Origin of the sequence: Vibrio sp. J2-3(2022), assembly GCF_021725735.1 — a bacterium.
In the GTDB taxonomy this organism is placed as follows: domain Bacteria; phylum Pseudomonadota; class Gammaproteobacteria; order Enterobacterales; family Vibrionaceae; genus Vibrio; species Vibrio diabolicus.
Window position 1 is genome coordinate 1 of sequence record NZ_JAKKCK010000014.1, and the last position, 18387, is coordinate 18387.

The window sequence follows — 18387 nt, forward strand, 5'->3', positions numbered from 1 at the left end:
AAATGGAAGTTCGTGAACTTCTATCTGAATACGATTTCCCAGGTGATGACCTACCAGTTATCCAAGGTTCTGCACTAGGCGCACTAAACGGCGAAGAGCAGTGGGAAGCGAAAATCGTTGAACTAGCGGAAGCTCTAGATACTTACATCCCTGAGCCAGAGCGTGCGGTAGATCAGCCATTCCTAATGCCTATCGAAGACGTATTCTCAATCCAAGGTCGTGGTACAGTAGTAACTGGTCGTATCGAGCGTGGTATCCTAACTGTAGGTGACGAAGTTGCTATCGTAGGTATCAAGGAAACAACTACTACAACATGTACTGGTGTAGAGATGTTCCGTAAGCTTCTAGACGAAGGCCGTGCAGGTGAGAACGTTGGTGCACTTCTACGTGGTACTAAGCGTGACGAAGTTGAACGTGGTCAAGTACTAGCGAAGCCTGGTTCAATCACTCCACACACTAAGTTCGAATCAGAAGTATACGTACTGTCTAAAGATGAAGGTGGTCGTCACACTCCATTCTTCAAAGGCTACCGTCCACAGTTCTACTTCCGTACAACTGACGTAACTGGTGACATCCAGCTACCAGAAGGCGTAGAAATGGTAATGCCAGGTGACAACGTACAGATGACTGTTGAGCTAATCGCACCAATCGCAATGGACGAAGGTCTACGTTTCGCGATCCGTGAAGGTGGCCGTACAGTAGGTGCTGGTGTTGTTGCTAAGATCTTCGACTAATTCATAGCGAATTAGCGATGCTTTCGGAAAATCTTGAATTAGATTTGACGAACCAGTAGCAAAAAGGGCATCATTTGATGCCCTTTTTCTGCACTCAACATTATTTTTGCTGTTTTCTTGTTCAGAAGTGGGTTGGGCGCAGAGCAAGATTAAGCAAAGATGCTTAATCTTAAGAAGAGTACGCTGATTTTTTCAGCGATATGGAGTTTGCCCTGCAACAGCGGGGTTGTTGTCGTCTATATTAAGACTTGTAACAGGTTGGTTTTATGAAAGCAAATAATGCTGAAACTCCTGATAGCTCAAACGCAGCAGATACGTTTAAGTGGTTAGCCGCTTTCGTATTGGCAGCTGCCGCTGTTGTGGGTAATTACCTGTATGGTGAAATGTCTGTAGTGGTTCGTGCTGCAGGCGTTGTTGTTCTTATTGCAGCTGCCTTAGGCGTTGCAGCAACAACGACTAAAGGTAAAGCAGCGATCAGTTTTGCAAAAGAATCGCGTATGGAAGTACGTAAAGTTGTTTGGCCTACTCGCCAAGAAACCATGCAAACAACACTGATCGTTTTAGCTGTAAGTATTGTAATGGCTCTAGTGCTATGGGGTATTGACGGAATTATGGTTCGTCTAGTAGCTCTAGCAACTGGGGTATAGAGGGTTTTTATTCATGAGTGAAGCTCCAAAAAAACGCTGGTATGTGGTTCAAGCCTTCTCTGGATTTGAAGGTCGTGTAGCTCAATCTCTGCGCGAGCATATCAAAATGCACGGCATGGAAGAGCTATTCGGTGAAGTACTTGTTCCTACTGAAGAAGTAGTAGAAATGCGCGCGGGTCAGCGTCGCAAATCTGAGCGTAAGTTCTTCCCAGGTTACGTCCTTGTTCAGATGATTATGAACGATGAATCATGGCACCTAGTACGCAGTGTGCCGCGTGTCATGGGCTTCATTGGTGGTACCTCAGACCGTCCGGCACCTATCACGGATAAAGAGGCTGACGCGATTCTTAATCGTCTTGAGAAAGCGAGTGAAGCGCCTCGTCCGCGTACAATGTACGAAGCGGGTGAAGTGGTACGTGTTAACGAAGGTCCATTTGCTGACTTCAACGGTACTGTTGAAGAAGTGGATTACGAGAAGAGCCGCCTGAAAGTGTCTGTCTCGATCTTTGGTCGTGCGACACCAGTTGAGCTTGAATTTGGTCAGGTTGAAAAGCTGGACTAAGACTCTTCGTTAAAGAGTATAAAAAATCACCTTTTTAGGGTTGTATAAGGCGCGGATTATGACTATAATTTCGCGCCTTTTTACTTCAAGTGAAGTAAAAAGTTTCTTACACAAACGGGGAGCTGATCCGCGATTAGCGTTTGTACCCAAACTTAGGAATTATCATGGCTAAGAAAGTTGAAGCTTACATCAAGCTACAAGTTGCTGCTGGTATGGCTAACCCTAGTCCACCAGTAGGTCCTGCACTAGGTCAACACGGTGTGAACATCATGGAATTCTGTAAAGCGTTCAACGCAAAAACAGAATCTATTGAGAAAGGTCTACCAACTCCAGTAGTTATCACAGTATACAGCGACCGTTCTTTCACGTTCGTAACTAAGACTCCACCTGCTGCTGTTCTTCTTAAGAAAGCTGCTGGCGTTAAGTCTGGTTCAGGTCGTCCAAACACTGAAAAAGTTGGTACTGTAACTGACGCTCAAATCCAAGAAATCGCAGAAACTAAAGCTGCTGATATGACTGGTGCTGACATCGAAGCGATGAAGCGTTCTATCGCTGGTACTGCTCGTTCAATGGGCCTAGTGGTAGAGGGTTAATAAGATGGCAAAACTAACTAAGCGCATGCGCGTAATCCGCGAAAAAGTTGACGTAACTAAAGAATACGAAATCAACGAAGCTGTAGCTCTTCTTCAAGAACTAGCGACTGCGAAATTCGTTGAGTCTGTAGATGTTGCTGTTAACCTAGGCATTGATGCTCGTAAATCTGACCAGAACGTACGTGGTGCAACTGTACTACCTCACGGTACTGGCCGCGAAATCCGCGTTGCAGTGTTCACTCAAGGTGCTAACGCTGAAGCAGCTAAAGAAGCTGGCGCAGACATCGTAGGTATGGAAGATCTTGCTGAGCAAGTTAAGAAAGGCGAAATGAACTTTGACGTAGTTGTTGCTTCTCCAGATGCAATGCGCGTTGTAGGTCAACTAGGTACTATCCTAGGTCCTCGCGGTCTTATGCCAAACCCTAAAGTTGGTACTGTAACTCCTAACGTTGCTGAAGCAGTTAAAAACGCTAAAGCTGGTCAGGTTCGTTACCGTAACGACAAAAACGGCATCATCCACACTACTATCGGTAAAGCAAACTTCTCTGCTGAGCAGATCAAAGAGAACCTAGAAGCACTTCTAGTTGCTCTGAAGAAAGCTAAGCCATCTTCAGCGAAAGGTACTTTCCTGAAGAAAGTAAGCATCTCTACTACTATGGGTGCTGGTGTTGCTGTTGATCAGGCTAGCCTGAACACTCAAGCATAATTTATTTGCTTAGGCGCAAAATTAGTGTATAATTTTGCGCCTAATATTTGTGGTTGGGGCTGAACTTTGGTTCTTTGAACTGTCTCCTAGTTCGAAATGAATTAAGACCCAGTCTCCGTCCAAGACCGTAGGTGTTTGTGTAAAAGCAAACTTAATTATCCTACGTAGATGGTGCCCGAACTGACAGAAAGCTCTATGTAATATAGTTAACTTTCTTCTGGGGAAGCACCTCAATAGCTCTCACTGTCGTGATGATAGTGAGTGGTGTAACGACAACCAGGAGTAAATCCAAGATGGCTTTAAACCTTCAAGACAAAAAAGCAATTGTTGCTGAAGTCAACGAAGCTGCCAGTGGTGCACTTTCTGCAGTTGTAGCTGATTCTCGTGGCGTTCAAGTTGGCGCGATGACTTCTCTACGTAAACAAGCTCGTGAAGCTGGCGTTTACATGAGAGTTGTTCGTAACACTCTTGCTCGTCGTGCGGTTGAAGGTACTGAGTACGAGTGTCTAACTGACACTTTCACTGGTCCTACACTAATCGCATTCTCTAATGAGCACCCAGGTGCTGCAGCGCGTCTTTTCAAAGACTTCGCTAAAGAGAACAAAGATTTCGAGATCAAAGCTGCTGCTTATGAAGGCGCTTTAACTGACGCTGAAGTACTAGCAACACTACCAACTTACGACGAAGCAATTGCACGCCTAATGATGTGCATGAAAGAAGCTTCGGCTGGCAAGCTGGCGCGTACTATCGCAGCTATCCGCGATCAAAAACAAGAAGCAGCGGCATAAGCCTTGCTTTTTACTGGTTGCTTAATAAACTTATTGTTGACTTAAAAGAGAATTGTTATGTCTATTACTAACGAGCAAATCCTAGACGCAGTTGCAGAAATGTCTGTAATGCAAGTTGTTGAACTAATCGAAGCAATGGAAGAGAAATTCGGTGTTTCTGCTGCTGCTGCTGTTGTAGCTGGCGGCGCTGCTGGCGGCGAAGCTGCTGCTGAGCAAACTGAATTCGACGTAATCCTAGAAGCTGCTGGCGGTAACAAAGTTGCTGTAATCAAAGCAGTACGTGGCGCAACTGGCCTAGGTCTTAAAGAAGCTAAAGCTCTTGTAGACGGCGCTCCAGCACCTCTTAAAGAAGGTGTTGAGAAAGCAGAAGCTGAAGCTCTTAAAGCTCAGCTAGAAGAAGCTGGTGCAACTGTTGTTGTTAAGTAATTATTGCATAGTTTCTTAGCCTAACGGCTAATTGGCTGGTGGTTTTTTAACCACCGGCCTTTTTGCGCTGTAGGGTATAGGCGAATTTTCCCGCTGTTTAAGCGCCTGATATCCATGCAAAAAACATTTCATTCTTACGAAATGAAATGTCACTACAGTAAACAGCTATATTAGTCACTGTCCCTTACCCCCCTTAAGTAACTAGGAGCGGGCGGACAGTTTGGGTCACTTATCAGCGAGCTGAGGAACCCCATGGTTTACTCTTATACCGAGAAAAAGCGCATCCGTAAGGACTTTGGTACTCGTCCACAAGTTTTGGACATTCCATACCTGCTATCGATCCAGCTCGATTCGTTCGACAAATTCATCGAACAGGATCCTGAAGGTCAATACGGTCTTGAAGCCGCTTTCCGTTCTGTATTCCCGATTCAGAGCTACAACGGCAATTCTGAGCTGCAATACGTTAGCTACCGTCTTGGTGAGCCAGTTTTTGACGTTAAAGAATGTCAAATCCGCGGTGTAACTTACTCAAAGCCACTACGTGTAAAACTACGCCTAGTTATCTTTGATAAAGACGCGCCAGCAGGTACTGTAAAAGACATTAAAGAACAAGAAGTCTACATGGGTGAAATTCCACTCATGACAGACAATGGTACCTTCGTAATTAACGGTACCGAGAGGGTTATCGTATCCCAGCTGCACCGAAGCCCAGGCGTGTTCTTCGACAGCGATAAGGGTAAGACCCACTCTTCAGGTAAAGTTTTATACAACGCACGTGTTATTCCTTACCGTGGTTCATGGCTTGATTTCGAGTTTGATCCTAAGGATAACTTGTACGTTCGTATCGACCGCCGTCGTAAGCTACCAGCATCGATCATTCTTCGTGCACTAGGTAAGTCGACAGAAGAAATCCTAGATCTCTTCTTCGAGAAAGTGAACTTCGAAGTGAAAGACCAAACTCTATTGATGGAGTTGGTTCCAGATCGTCTACGTGGTGAAACTGCGTCATTCGACATCGAAGCGAATGGTAAAGTTTACGTTGAGCAAGGTCGTCGCGTAACAGCTCGTCATATCCGCCAACTAGAAAAAGATGGTGTTGATCACATCGAAGTACCAGTTGAGTACATCGTAGGTAAAGTTGCATCAAAAGATTACATCAATGAAGCAACTGGCGAGATCATTGTTAACGCTAACCAGGAAATCAGCCTGGAAGCACTAGCGAACCTATCTCAGGCTGGCCACAAAGCGCTAGAAGTTCTATTTACGAACGATCTAGACCACGGTCCATTCATGTCAGAAACACTACGTATCGACAGCACGGTTGATCGTATTTCTGCATTGGTAGAAATCTACCGCATGATGCGCCCTGGTGAGCCGCCAACAAAAGAAGCTGCAGAAGCTCTATTCGAAAGCCTATTCTTCTCTGAAGAGCGTTACGATCTATCGACTGTTGGTCGTATGAAGTTCAACAGCTCTATCGGCCGTGAAGATGCTCAAGAGCAAGGCACACTTGATGAAACTGATATCATCGAAGTGATGAAGAAGCTGATCGCGATCCGTAACGGTAAGGGCGAAGTGGACGATATCGACCACCTAGGCAACCGTCGTATCCGTTCTGTAGGCGAAATGGCTGAGAACCAGTTCCGTGTAGGTCTAGTACGTGTTGAGCGTGCAGTTAAAGAGCGTCTAAGCCTAGGCGATCTTGACGCAATCATGCCTCAAGACTTGATCAACGCGAAGCCAATTTCTGCGGCAGTTAAAGAATTCTTTGGCTCTTCACAGCTTTCACAGTTCATGGACCAAAACAACCCGCTATCAGAAGTAACGCACAAGCGTCGTATTTCTGCATTGGGTCCTGGCGGTCTAACTCGTGAACGTGCTGGCTTCGAAGTACGTGACGTACACGTAACGCACTACGGTCGTCTATGTCCTATCGAAACGCCTGAAGGTCCAAACATCGGTCTGATCAACTCTCTATCTGCGTTTGCGCGTTGTAACGAGTACGGTTTCCTAGAGACACCATACCGTCGCGTTGTAGATGGCGTAGTAACAGACGAAGTAGATTACCTGTCTGCAATCGAAGAAGGCCAATTTGTTATCGCTCAGGCGAACGCTAAGCTAAACGAAGATGGTACTTTTGCAGATGAGCTGATCACAGCTCGTCAGAAAGGTGAATCTGGTCTACACCCTCGTGAGCACGCTCAGTACATGGACGTTGCGACAAACCAGGTTGTATCTATCGCTGCATCGCTTATCCCGTTCCTAGAACACGATGATGCGAACCGTGCATTGATGGGTGCGAACATGCAACGTCAGGCAGTTCCGACACTGAAGGCTGACAAACCGCTTGTTGGTACTGGTATTGAACGTAACGTAGCCGTTGACTCAGGTGTAACTGCAGTTGCGAAACGTGGTGGTGTAATCCAGTCAGTAGATGCTTCTCGTATCGTTGTTAAAGTAAACGAAGAAGAGCTAGTACCAGGTGAAGCTGGTATCGATATCTACAACCTGACTAAATACACACGTTCTAACCAGAACACATGTATTAACCAACGCCCATGTGTGATGCCAGGTGAACCTGTATCACGCGGTGACGTGCTTGCTGATGGTCCTTCGACAGACCTAGGTGAGCTAGCGCTTGGTCAAAACATGCGTATCGCGTTCATGCCTTGGAACGGTTACAACTTCGAAGACTCGATCTTAGTATCTGAGCGCGTAGTTCAAGAAGACCGCTTCACGACAATCCACATTCAAGAACTTACTTGTGTGGCGCGTGATACTAAGCTGGGCTCTGAAGAGATCACAGCTGATATTCCAAACGTAGGTGAATCTGCTCTGTCTAAACTAGACGAGTCAGGTATCGTTTACATCGGTGCTGAAGTTAAGGGTGGCGACATCCTAGTTGGTAAAGTAACACCTAAAGGTGAAACTCAGCTAACGCCTGAAGAGAAGCTACTACGTGCTATCTTCGGTGAAAAAGCATCTGATGTTAAAGATACTTCACTACGTGTACCTAACTCTGTATCAGGTACGATCATCGACGTTCAAGTCTTCACTCGCGATGGCGTAGAGAAAGACAAGCGTGCGCTTGAAATCGAACAGATGCAGCTTAAAGAAGCGAAGAAAGACCTAACTGAAGAATTCCAGATTCTTGAGGGTGGCCTTCTAAACCGTGTTAAAGCTGTATTGATTGAAGGCGGTTACTCTGAAGCGAAACTAGACACGACTGATCGTAAGAAGTGGCTAGAGCTAACGCTAGAAGATGACGCACTACAAACTCAGCTTGAGCAACTTGCTGAGCAGTGGGACGAGCTAAAAGCTGACTTCGATAAGAAGTTCGAAACTAAACGTCGTAAGATCACTCAAGGTGATGATTTAGCACCTGGCGTACTGAAGATCGTTAAGGTTTACCTAGCGGTTAAACGTCGCATTCAGCCTGGTGATAAGATGGCGGGTCGTCACGGTAACAAGGGTGTAATATCTAAGATCAACCCTGTTGAAGACATGCCATACGATGAAAAAGGTCAGCCTGTAGACATCGTACTTAACCCACTGGGTGTACCTTCGCGTATGAACATCGGTCAGATCCTAGAAGTACACTTAGGTCTGGCAGCGAAAGGTATCGGTGACAAGATCAACCAGATGGTTAAAGAGCAGCAAGAACTAGCGAAATTCCGTGAGTTCCTACAAAAAGTTTACGACCTAGGCGACACTCGCCAGAAAGTAGACATTGCTTCTCTATCTGATGATGAAGTACGTACTCTGATCAAGAACTTGCGTGGCGGTCTACCAATCGCGACTCCTGTATTTGATGGTGCTCCAGAAGAGTCAATCAAAGCACTTCTTGAGCTAGCAGATCTACCAACATCAGGTCAGCTAACGCTATTTGATGGTCGCACAGGTGATGCGTTTGAGCGTCCTGTAACTGTTGGTTACATGTACATGCTGAAACTGAACCACCTTGTTGATGACAAGATGCACGCTCGTTCAACTGGTTCGTACAGCCTAGTAACTCAGCAGCCACTAGGTGGTAAAGCTCAGTTCGGTGGTCAGCGTTTCGGTGAGATGGAAGTATGGGCACTAGAAGCATACGGTGCTGCTTACACGCTACAAGAAATGCTAACGGTTAAGTCGGATGACGTTAACGGCCGTACTAAGATGTACAAGAACATCGTAGACGGTAACCACAGCATGGAACCTGGCATGCCAGAATCGTTCAACGTACTGTTGAAAGAGATCCGCTCGCTAGGTATCAACATCGAGCTAGAAGACGAAGAGTAATCCTTTCTCTCTTGATGAAAGTCGAGAGAATCAAAGCGATTATTTGGAAGAAGGTGCTCACTTTAGCGAGTGAGCTCCTTTTAACTCCTTACAGGAGCTGATTGTGAAAGACTTATTAAACTTTCTAAAAGCACAGCATAAGACCGAAGAATTTGATGCAATCAAAATCGGTCTATCTTCACCAGACATGATCCGTTCATGGTCTTTTGGTGAAGTTAAAAAACCTGAAACGATCAACTATCGTACGTTCAAACCTGAACGCGATGGTCTGTTCTGTGCGCGTATCTTTGGTCCAGTTAAAGACTACGAATGTCTTTGTGGTAAGTACAAGCGCCTGAAGCACCGTGGTGTTATCTGTGAGAAGTGTGGTGTAGAAGTTACACAAACTAAAGTTCGTCGTGACCGTATGGGCCACATTGAACTTGCTTCACCAGTAGCTCACATCTGGTTCCTAAAATCGCTACCGTCTCGTATCGGTCTACTGATGGATATCCCTCTACGTGATATCGAACGTGTTCTTTACTTCGAAATGTACGTAGTAACAGAACCAGGTATGACTGATCTAGAAAAAGGTCAGATGCTTACTGAAGAAGAGTATCTAGATCGTCTAGAAGAGTGGGGTGACGAGTTCACTGCTAAGATGGGTGCAGAAGCTATCAAGGACCTACTAGGTTCTATGGATATGCACGCTGAAGCAGAACAAATGCGTGAAGAGTTAGAGACAACAAACTCTGAAACTAAGCGTAAGAAAGTAACTAAGCGTCTTAAGCTGGTAGAAGCGTTCATCGCATCGGGTAACAACCCAGAGTGGATGATCCTGACTGTACTTCCAGTACTTCCGCCAGATCTACGTCCTCTAGTACCACTAGATGGCGGTCGCTTTGCGACTTCTGATCTAAACGATCTATACCGTCGTGTGATCAACCGTAACAACCGTTTGAAGCGTCTTCTAGAGCTCGCTGCTCCGGACATCATCGTACGTAACGAAAAACGTATGCTGCAAGAGTCTGTTGATGCGCTACTAGATAACGGTCGTCGTGGTCGTGCGATCACAGGTTCTAACAAGCGTCCTCTGAAATCTCTTGCTGATATGATCAAGGGTAAACAAGGTCGTTTCCGTCAGAACCTTCTAGGTAAACGTGTAGACTACTCTGGCCGTTCTGTAATCACAGTAGGTCCATACCTTCGTCTACACCAGTGTGGTCTTCCTAAGAAGATGGCACTTGAGCTATTCAAACCATTCATCTACAGCAAGCTAGAGACTCGTGGTCTTGCGACTACAATCAAAGCTGCTAAGAAAATGGTAGAGCGTGAAGAAGCGGTCGTTTGGGATATCCTAGACGAAGTAATCCGTGAACACCCAGTACTATTGAACCGTGCACCGACACTTCACCGTCTCGGTATCCAGGCGTTCGAACCAGTACTAATCGAAGGTAAAGCGATTCAGCTACACCCACTTGTATGTGCGGCGTACAACGCGGACTTCGATGGTGACCAAATGGCGGTTCACGTACCTCTAACTCTAGAGGCTCAGCTTGAAGCTCGTACTCTGATGATGTCGACAAACAACATTCTGTCGCCAGCGTCAGGTGATCCGATCATCGTACCTTCTCAGGACGTTGTATTGGGTCTGTACTACATGACTCGTGAAAAGATCAACGTGAAAGGTGAAGGCATGTACCTTTCTGGCCCAGAAGAGGCTGAGAAAGCATACCGCACTAAACAAGCTGAGCTTCACGCACGCGTTAAAGTACGTATTACAGAAACTGTTGTAGACGAAGACGGCAACAGCACTACAGAAACCAAGATGGTAGACACCACTGTTGGTCGTGCAATGCTATGGCAAATCGTGCCAGCTGGTCTACCGTACAGCATCGTTAACCAAAAGCTAGGTAAGAAGCAAATCTCTAACCTACTTAACGAGGCGTACCGTAAACTAGGTCTGAAAGACACAGTAATCTTCGCTGACCAAATCATGTACACCGGTTTCGCGTACGCGGCACTTTCTGGTGTATCTGTTGGTATCGACGATATGGTTGTACCAGCAGCTAAGTACACTGAAATCGCAGAAGCGGAAGAAGAAGTACGTGAAATCCAGGAACAGTACCAATCAGGTCTTGTTACTGCGGGCGAACGCTACAACAAAGTTATCGATATCTGGGCATCGACCAACGACCGTGTTGCGAAAGCAATGATGGAAAACCTTTCATCTGAAACGGTAGTTAACCGTGATGGTGAAGAGGAACAGCAAGAGTCATTCAACAGCATCTACATGATGGCGGACTCGGGCGCTCGTGGTTCTGCAGCACAGATTCGTCAGCTTGCGGGTATGCGTGGTCTGATGGCGCGTCCAGATGGTTCAATCATCGAAACGCCGATCACAGCAAACTTTAAAGAAGGTCTAAACGTACTTCAGTACTTTATCTCAACGCACGGTGCTCGTAAGGGGCTTGCGGATACGGCACTGAAAACAGCGAACTCGGGTTACCTAACTCGTCGTCTAGTAGACGTTGCTCAAGACGTTGTTGTAACTGAACATGACTGTGGCACTCACGAGGGTGTTGACATGATGCCTCACATCGAGGGTGGTGATGTTAAAGTTGCACTTTCTGAGCTTGCTCTTGGTCGTGTTGTTGCTGAAGACGTACTAAAACCTGGCACTGAAGACGTTCTTATTCCACGTAACACCCTGATCGATGAGAAGTGGTGTCAAATCATGGAAGAGAACTCAGTAGACAGCATGAAAGTGCGCTCTGTAGTAACGTGTGATTCTGACTTCGGTTGTTGTGCACAGTGTTACGGTCGTGACCTAGCACGTGGTCACCTAGTGAACCAAGGTGAAGCAGTAGGTGTTATCGCTGCTCAGTCTATCGGTGAACCAGGTACACAGCTTACCATGCGTACGTTCCACATCGGTGGTGCAGCATCGACAGCAGCGGCAGAGAACAGTGTTCAAGTTAAGAACAACGGTTCTATCAAGCTACACAACGCTAAATCTGTATTGGCTGATGACGGTAAGATCGTTATCACTTCTCGTGCGACAGAATTAACTATCATTGATGAGTTTGGTCGTACGAAAGAGAAACACAAACTGCCTTACGGTACGCTACTAAGCAAAGGCGATGGCGATACAGTTCAAGCTGGCGAAACAGTTGCAAACTGGGAAGCACACACACTACCTATCATTACTGAGGTAGCAGGTCGAATCCAGTTTGTAGATATGATCGACGGCGTAACAGTATCTCGTCAAACTGATGACCTAACTGGTCTATCTTCAAGCGAAGTAACTGACCCAGCAGCTCGCCCTTCAGCAGGTAAAGATATGCGTCCAGCTATCAAACTTGTTGATGAGCAAGGTAACGATGTAATGATCCCTGGTACTGATATGCCAGCTCACTACTTCCTACCTGGTAAAGCGATTGTGAACATCGAAGATGGCGCAGCAGTAGGTGTTGGTGCGACACTAGCACGTATTCCTCAGAAGTCTGGCGGTAACAAAGATATCACCGGTGGTCTTCCACGAGTTGCTGACCTATTTGAAGCACGTAAGCCGAAAGAGCCTGCAATCCTTGCTGAGCACACAGGTACTGTGAGCTTCGGTAAAGAGACCAAAGGTAAACGTCGCCTAGTGATCACACGTGAAAGCGGTGAAGCTTACGAAGAGATGATTCCTAAGCATCGTCAGTTGAACGTATTCGAAGGTGAAAAAGTTGAACGTGGTGACGTGATCGCAGATGGTCCAGAGTCTCCACACGACATCCTACGTCTACGTGGCGTACACGCGGTAACTCAGTACATTGCTAACGAAGTACAGGAAGTTTACCGTCTACAAGGCGTTAAGATTAACGATAAGCACATTGAAACTATCGTTCGTCAGATGCTACGTAAGTGTACTATTACTCACTCTGGTGACTCTGAGTTCCTACCTGGTGAGCAGATTGAGTACTCACAAGTTAAGATTGCTAACCGTAACCTAGAAGCTGAAGGCAAAGAGCCTGCACGTTTCGAACGTGAACTACTAGGTATCACTAAAGCATCGCTAGCGACTGAGTCGTTCATCTCTGCGGCATCGTTCCAGGAGACAACTCGCGTACTAACAGAAGCAGCAGTTTCTGGTAAGCGTGACGACCTACGTGGTCTGAAAGAGAACGTAATTGTTGGTCGTCTGATCCCAGCTGGTACTGGTTTCGCATACCACCAAGAGCGTCAAGCTAAACGTTCTGAAGCGCAAGATGGTCCTTCTGCTGAGCAAGCAACGGACAACCTAGCGGCACTTCTAAACGCTGGTTTCTCTTCTGAAGAGTAAGCCATTTAACGAGTAATCGTTAGAAGCTTAAGAAAAAAGGCACCTTCGGGTGCCTTTTTAGTTTTTATCCTGCCTTTTTCTTCGAGAGGGTTCTTAGATAAGGTAATAGTGATAAGGCTAGAAACAAAAAAGACCGACGATGATCGTCAGTCTTTTCTATCCTTCAGTCTCTGAATGTTCGCAAACACTAAGCCCCTGGGGGCATAGACAGACTTTCTGCGATCTGCTGTATCAGATAGTCCTCGACTTCAAATCGAGTCTCAAGAATTTCGCCAATGAGACACATATCAGAATCGAAATCATCTAATTCATCATCTTCAGTAACTTCTGAGTACTTATCGTTAAAGTTCAATAGTGGTTCAGTTGTCAGGACTATTTGACCATAAGTTTGATTGATTTCATTGGTCACGACAAAGCCAGTCGCTTTCCAGCGATCCATAACCATGTCGTAGATTTTAAAATGGCCCTCGGAGATGTAATCAACGAGATGCTGACAGAAATCCTGCAATTCGGAAGGAGATGGGAGTTCAATAACATTGGTTTTCGAACAAGGTTGCAGTGCTGCAAGCTTACAATATTCAACAATCAGGGATTGTCTTGTCTCTAACCAGTGATCAATGACATCACTTGAGCCACCCCACTGGTCTTGTGTTTGTTTGAATTTTTTTAGCATGACCATGCCCTCATGATCTGATCGCCTGTTGGCGAACGTATCCTTTGCAAAGCAAAGTTAGTAAAGTTATTACAAACTCTTGTCCTTACTAGAATTTAGAGTGCAAATTTACTTAACGACAAACTCTAGTATGAAATTAGATTGCCAGTAAAATGAACGAACTTCAAGCAAAGGGATGGTGTAATGTTAAGAAAAGGTGATGTTAACCGCGCGATAAATGCATACTGGTGTGTTGTTGCAGGAAGTGAAATTTGGCTGGTGGATGGTGCTGTGCCTTTCGGGTCTGCAGAGCAGTTATCACTGCCTGAAGTGAGTGCAAGGCCCATTGGTGAGTATTCAGGTTCGCCCGTCATGTGGCTTAATTTGTCTGATCTGGAGCATGATCTACCATTAGTCTCACTACGCGACTGCCTGCATTTTCCTGAGCCATTATTTATGTTGTTAAGTAAAGCGGTCCAGTATGGGCACATGACGCAAAGTCTGCGTTTTTGCCCACAGTGCGGTGGAAGAAACTTTCTTAATAATAACCAGTTAGCTATGCAGTGTGGCGAATGCCGTACTCTCCATTATCCTCGAATATTTCCGTGTATTATCGTTGCTGTGCGTAAAGAGAACCAGATCTTATTGGCTCAACATCCAAGGCATCGAAATGGTATGTATACCGTTATTGCTGGCTTCTTAGAAGTTGGTGAGACATTAGAAGAGTGTGTGGCTCGAGAAATTCATGAAGAAACAGGAATTCTCGTTAAAAATATTCGTTACTTTGGCAGCCAGCCTTGGGCTTTCCCATCGAGCATGATGATGGGGTTTTTAGCTGACTATGAATCGGGAGAGTTAAGTCCAGACTACACTGAGTTGTCTGATGCACAATGGTTTGGTATCGATGAGATGCCGCCTGTTGCGCCTAAAGGAACGATTGCAAGAGCGCTTATCGAACAAACGCTGAAAGATATAGACTCTAATTATCTGATAAATAGATAAAAAAAACCCTCCGAGAGGGAGGGGGTAAGTAAGATGTCGTTATGAGATGCTGAGTACTGGGTACTCAGTTTATAATTGTAGTTTTCGCTAGCGAACAAATTTTTAACACTGATACCGATTGGGTGCAAATTAAGCATTGATTTAAAAGTTAATAACTTGATCCAGGTTGCAAAGCACACAGCTATTGGACTTAAATCAGTGATAGAATACCCCCTTTCACAGAAAGCCTAACAGTTGGAATTACGGAATGACTGAATTAAAAAATGATCGTTATCTGCGTGCGCTTTTAAAAGAGCCGGTAGATTACACGCCAGTATGGATGATGCGCCAGGCAGGTCGTTACCTACCAGAATACAAAGCGACTCGTGCAGAAGCGGGTGATTTCATGTCTTTGTGTCGAAATGCAGAATTAGCATCCGAAGTGACACTTCAACCATTACGCCGTTTTCCTCTTGATGCCGCGATCTTATTCTCGGACATCTTAACGATTCCAGATGCAATGGGGCTTGGTTTACGTTTTGCTGCGGGCGAAGGACCTGTTTTTGATAACCCAATTACATGCAAAGCTGACGTGGAAAAAATTGGTTTGCCAGATCCTGAAGGTGAACTGCAATATGTAATGAATGCAGTGCGCCAGATCCGTAAAGACCTGAAGGGTGAAGTGCCGTTAATTGGCTTCTCTGGTAGCCCGTGGACTCTTGCTACGTACATGATCGAAGGTGGCAGTTCTAAAGCCTTCACCAAGATCAAGAAAATGATGTACGCGGAACCACAAACTCTGCACCTACTTCTAGATAAGCTGGCAGATAGCGTTATCGAGTACTTAAACGCGCAAATTAAAGCGGGTGCGCAATCGGTAATGGTATTTGACACATGGGGTGGCGTACTGACGCCTCGTGACTACAACCTGTTCTCACTGCAATACATGCACAAGATTGTAGATGGTCTGATTCGTGAAAACGATGGTCGTCGCGTGCCAGTCACACTGTTTACTAAGAATGGCGGTATGTGGCTTGAGCAAATCGCAGCAACGGGCTGTGATGCGGTTGGTCTAGACTGGACAATCAACATTGCAGACGCGAAAGCACGTATCGGTGATAAAGTGGCGCTGCAAGGTAACATGGACCCATCCATGCTTTACGCTTCACCAGAGCGTATCCGCGAAGAAGTAGCGGATATCCTAGAAGGCTTTGGTGATACGGGTACTGGTCATGTGTTCAACCTAGGCCATGGTATCCACTTGGATGTGCCGCCAGAAAACGCGGGCGTATTTGTGGAAGCGGTACACGAGCTATCTAAGCCATACCACAAGTAAGTTAGATTTTTTTTGAAATCAAATGCCGGCATTCAGTGCCGGTATTTTTTTACCTAAAACTCAAGGCCGTACAGCTCTGGTAGTATTTGGTCTACTATGATCTAATTACTACTCTAGCTGTACACTAGATGTTAAAGTTTAATATAAACAAACACTTATGATTTCGGGTTTTATGTTCTAATTTTCTTGTACAGATAAGCAAGCAATTAGATCATGGGTAACCTAAAGCATCGAGTGAACGCGTTTTTTAAGGTACGGCACGACGTCAGATTCAAACCAAGGATTCTTCTTTAGCCATAATGTATTGCGTGGAGACGGGTGAGGAAGCGGGATAAAGTCCGGTTCCCAATCCTGCCATTGTTGAACGGTTTGCGTTAGTGTCTTTGGTTTGTTGGTGAGATAGTACTGCTGCGAGTACTGACCAATTAGTAGAGTGAGCTCTATATTGGGCAGCTGCTCAAGAATCTTTTTATGCCAAGTGGGCGCACATTCTTTACGAGGCGGTAAATCACCAGAGTTCCCTTTGCCTGGATAACAGAATCCCATTGGGACAATGGCAATTTTATTTGGGTCGTAGAAAACGTCTTTGTCGATATCGAGCCATTGGCGTAATCGATCACCACTTGGGTCATTCCAAGGTATCGAGGTTTTGTGTACACGTGTGCCAGGGGCCTGACCGATGATTAGGATGCGTGCCCCTTTTGCGGCTTGTACGACAGGGTTTGCGCCCAAAGGTAAATTATCCGCGCATATCTGGCAGGCCCTCACTTGTTGCAATAGCTTGTCTAACGACATTCTCAGTAACCCTTTTCGAAATCCACTTGATAATTTAATGAAAACCCATCGCGCCAGCGTAGATAGTTGTCAGCAAAAATCTCGATGACTTGCTCGGGAAAACTCAGCGCAGCAATGTGTGGAGTGATGGTGACTTGCGGTAGTTTCCAAAACGGATGTTCTACCGATAACGGTTCTTGCTCAAATACATCTAAGAAGGCGTGTTCTACCCAACGGTTTTTCAGAGCGAAGAGCAACCCTGCCTCATCCAGTACGTCGCCACGACCTACGTTAAACAATAACGCCTGATTTAGTTGGCTGAGCGTTTGACGATTAAGTAACTGTTGCGTCTCCGGTGTACTTGGTAGGGTATTCACAACAATGTCGGCTTGTTCAAATGCCTTACTTAGTTCACTGATATGAAAGGTCTGATTAAATTCACCACCTGAGGTCGGAATACCTGTGCGGTTCATACCGATGGTTTTTATTCCCATTGCTTTAGCGGCATTGCCCAAATAACACCCAATGCTACCAGTACCGAGAATCACCATGGTTTTACTTTGTAATGATGTATAGAGGTGAGGCTGCCATCGTTTGTTTTGTTGTTGCTGGTGGTATCGGTTGAAGTGGCGGTAATGGGCAATACTGTAACCCAGCACATATTCGGCAATTAATGGGCCGAAAATACCGCGTACGTTGGTCAGTGTGTAATCTTGGCGCAGATCCGGTGACATTAAAGCGTTCACCCCCGCAAATGTGGATTGCACCCACTCAAGCTGTGAAAACTCGTCTAACCTTTGTGATAGTAATGGTGGATCCGCCAGTACGATCTGAGCTTCTTCAGGTTGGTCGGTGAGGCAAAGGTCGGGCAGATTTTTCTCTGCCAGTAACGTTTTGTAGGTGTCGCGATGCTCTGAGAGCAGGAAAATCTGATTTGAATGCGGCATTAACTTTTTTCCCTGTGATGAATCAAGTACACTTTCGCTGTTTTTTTCTTCAATGATTGAGTGACTATGCTTAAGAATCCTCTTCAGGTTCGTTTAGAAAAACTAGAACCTTGGCAACAAATTACCTTTATGGCGTGTCTGTGTGAACGCATGTATCCAAACTATGCGATGTTTTGTGAGAATACAGAATTTGCTGACCCGCGTGCGTACCGAGCGATTCTTGATAGTGTATGGGAAATTTTGACAGTTAAGAACGCGAAAATTAACTTCGAACGTCAATTAGAGAAGTTAGAAGAGTTGTTCCCAAGTGCGGATGAGTTCGATTTTTACGGGGTTTATCCAGCGATGGACGCGTGTCAGGGTTTGTCTACGTTACTGCATGGCCTATTGGACCGCGATTACCTTTTCGATTCAATGCTTAAAGTGAGCCAACAGTCGGTACAAACCGTTGCTGATCTAGAGCAAGCGCAAGGTGCAGAGCCAATCACCAACGACAATCAGAAAGAAAATGAAGCCGTATGTGAAGAATGGGACGTGCAGTGGGCTATTTTCCGTCCACTGCGTGAAGCGGTAGAGCGTGACATCAGCTTGATTAAAGATTTACGTGAAGAGTTACGTGAAGAAGGTGTGAGCAATATCGGTATCGCACTTTAG

General features: G+C 45.7%; 15 protein-coding genes. 12 read left to right on the forward strand and 3 right to left on the reverse strand.

The window, feature by feature from the left end:
- The 9 genes from L3V27_RS22910 to rpoC all read left to right on the forward strand — a co-directional run.
- The coding region (locus L3V27_RS22910) for an EF-Tu/IF-2/RF-3 family GTPase (RefSeq protein ID WP_267135770.1) at window positions 1-734 on the forward strand (734 nt) is incomplete at its 5' end.
- A gap of 266 nt (window positions 735-1000) precedes the next feature.
- Entirely contained in the window at window positions 1001-1381 is a 381-nt protein-coding gene (gene secE / locus L3V27_RS22915) for a preprotein translocase subunit SecE (protein ID WP_005397258.1), read from the forward strand.
- A 13-nt stretch (window positions 1382-1394) separates the two neighbouring features.
- Window positions 1395-1943, forward strand: a complete 549-nt coding sequence (gene nusG, locus L3V27_RS22920; protein ID WP_005384681.1) for a transcription termination/antitermination protein NusG — start codon at window positions 1395-1397, stop codon at window positions 1941-1943.
- Window positions 1944-2107: 164 nt separating this feature from the next.
- Window positions 2108-2536: a 50S ribosomal protein L11 gene (rplK, locus tag L3V27_RS22925; protein ID WP_005384682.1), complete on the forward strand. Its 429-nt coding sequence runs from the start codon at window positions 2108-2110 to the stop codon at window positions 2534-2536.
- A 4-nt stretch (window positions 2537-2540) separates the two neighbouring features.
- Window positions 2541-3242, forward strand: coding sequence for a 50S ribosomal protein L1 (rplA, locus tag L3V27_RS22930; RefSeq protein WP_005384683.1), 702 nt, complete (start codon window positions 2541-2543; stop codon window positions 3240-3242).
- 293 nt (window positions 3243-3535) lie between these two features.
- Window positions 3536-4030, forward strand: coding sequence for a 50S ribosomal protein L10 (gene rplJ / locus L3V27_RS22935; protein ID WP_005397270.1), 495 nt, complete (start codon window positions 3536-3538; stop codon window positions 4028-4030).
- A gap of 57 nt (window positions 4031-4087) precedes the next feature.
- Entirely contained in the window at window positions 4088-4456 is a 369-nt protein-coding gene (gene rplL, locus L3V27_RS22940) for a 50S ribosomal protein L7/L12 (protein WP_237312823.1), read from the forward strand.
- A 252-nt stretch (window positions 4457-4708) separates the two neighbouring features.
- Complete coding sequence (gene rpoB, locus L3V27_RS22945; protein WP_005397275.1) at window positions 4709-8737, forward strand: DNA-directed RNA polymerase subunit beta; 4029 nt, start codon at window positions 4709-4711, stop codon at window positions 8735-8737.
- Between the two features lie 103 nt (window positions 8738-8840).
- Window positions 8841-13043 carry a DNA-directed RNA polymerase subunit beta' gene (gene rpoC / locus L3V27_RS22950; RefSeq protein WP_005397277.1) on the forward strand — a complete coding sequence of 1401 codons (4203 nt, stop codon included), beginning with the start codon at window positions 8841-8843 and terminating at the stop codon, window positions 13041-13043.
- Between the two features lie 187 nt (window positions 13044-13230).
- Here the strand turns inward: rpoC and L3V27_RS22955 are convergent, their stop codons facing one another.
- A complete protein-coding gene (locus L3V27_RS22955) occupies window positions 13231-13722 on the reverse strand; it encodes an Rsd/AlgQ family anti-sigma factor (protein WP_031780615.1) in 492 nt (163 codons plus the stop codon).
- 177 nt (window positions 13723-13899) lie between these two features.
- On the opposite strand from L3V27_RS22955, the gene nudC reads away from it, so the two are divergent.
- Together nudC and hemE are read left to right on the forward strand one after the other, a co-directional pair.
- Window positions 13900-14697: an NAD(+) diphosphatase gene (nudC, locus tag L3V27_RS22960; protein WP_104971045.1), complete on the forward strand. Its 798-nt coding sequence runs from the start codon at window positions 13900-13902 to the stop codon at window positions 14695-14697.
- A 247-nt stretch (window positions 14698-14944) separates the two neighbouring features.
- Window positions 14945-16012 (forward strand): uroporphyrinogen decarboxylase, encoded by a 1068-nt coding sequence (gene hemE, locus L3V27_RS22965; protein ID WP_006743188.1) that lies wholly within the window; start codon window positions 14945-14947, stop codon window positions 16010-16012.
- 222 nt (window positions 16013-16234) lie between these two features.
- Here hemE and L3V27_RS22970 read toward each other — a convergent pair whose 3' ends face one another.
- Together L3V27_RS22970 and L3V27_RS22975 are read right to left on the reverse strand one after the other, a co-directional pair.
- Window positions 16235-16807: a uracil-DNA glycosylase family protein gene (locus L3V27_RS22970; RefSeq protein ID WP_237312824.1), complete on the reverse strand. Its 573-nt coding sequence runs from the start codon at window positions 16805-16807 to the stop codon at window positions 16235-16237.
- A 2-nt stretch (window positions 16808-16809) separates the two neighbouring features.
- A complete protein-coding gene (locus L3V27_RS22975) occupies window positions 16810-17733 on the reverse strand; it encodes a D-2-hydroxyacid dehydrogenase (protein ID WP_237312825.1) in 924 nt (307 codons plus the stop codon).
- Window positions 17734-17799: 66 nt separating this feature from the next.
- Between L3V27_RS22975 and L3V27_RS22980 the strand changes: the two genes are divergently transcribed.
- Window positions 17800-18387, forward strand: coding sequence for a DUF416 family protein (locus L3V27_RS22980; protein ID WP_005382520.1), 588 nt, complete (start codon window positions 17800-17802; stop codon window positions 18385-18387).

What these genes read in the sequence shown, in the direction of transcription:
- nudC (WP_104971045.1), top strand. Translation starts at nt 13,900, where the DNA reads ATGTTAAGAAAAGGTGATGTTAACCGCGCGATAAATGCATACTGGTGT.
- L3V27_RS22955 (WP_031780615.1), bottom strand. Translation starts at nt 13,722, where the DNA reads ATGGTCATGCTAAAAAAATTCAAACAAACACAAGACCAGTGGGGTGGC.
- rplJ (WP_005397270.1), top strand. Translation starts at nt 3,536, where the DNA reads ATGGCTTTAAACCTTCAAGACAAAAAAGCAATTGTTGCTGAAGTCAAC.
- rplK (WP_005384682.1), top strand. Translation starts at nt 2,108, where the DNA reads ATGGCTAAGAAAGTTGAAGCTTACATCAAGCTACAAGTTGCTGCTGGT.
- rpoB (WP_005397275.1), top strand. Translation starts at nt 4,709, where the DNA reads ATGGTTTACTCTTATACCGAGAAAAAGCGCATCCGTAAGGACTTTGGT.
- L3V27_RS22975 (WP_237312825.1), bottom strand. Translation starts at nt 17,733, where the DNA reads ATGCCGCATTCAAATCAGATTTTCCTGCTCTCAGAGCATCGCGACACC.
- hemE (WP_006743188.1), top strand. Translation starts at nt 14,945, where the DNA reads ATGACTGAATTAAAAAATGATCGTTATCTGCGTGCGCTTTTAAAAGAG.
- rplA (WP_005384683.1), top strand. Translation starts at nt 2,541, where the DNA reads ATGGCAAAACTAACTAAGCGCATGCGCGTAATCCGCGAAAAAGTTGAC.
- L3V27_RS22970 (WP_237312824.1), bottom strand. Translation starts at nt 16,807, where the DNA reads ATGTCGTTAGACAAGCTATTGCAACAAGTGAGGGCCTGCCAGATATGC.
- secE (WP_005397258.1), top strand. Translation starts at nt 1,001, where the DNA reads ATGAAAGCAAATAATGCTGAAACTCCTGATAGCTCAAACGCAGCAGAT.
- L3V27_RS22980 (WP_005382520.1), top strand. Translation starts at nt 17,800, where the DNA reads ATGCTTAAGAATCCTCTTCAGGTTCGTTTAGAAAAACTAGAACCTTGG.
- nusG (WP_005384681.1), top strand. Translation starts at nt 1,395, where the DNA reads ATGAGTGAAGCTCCAAAAAAACGCTGGTATGTGGTTCAAGCCTTCTCT.
- rplL (WP_237312823.1), top strand. Translation starts at nt 4,088, where the DNA reads ATGTCTATTACTAACGAGCAAATCCTAGACGCAGTTGCAGAAATGTCT.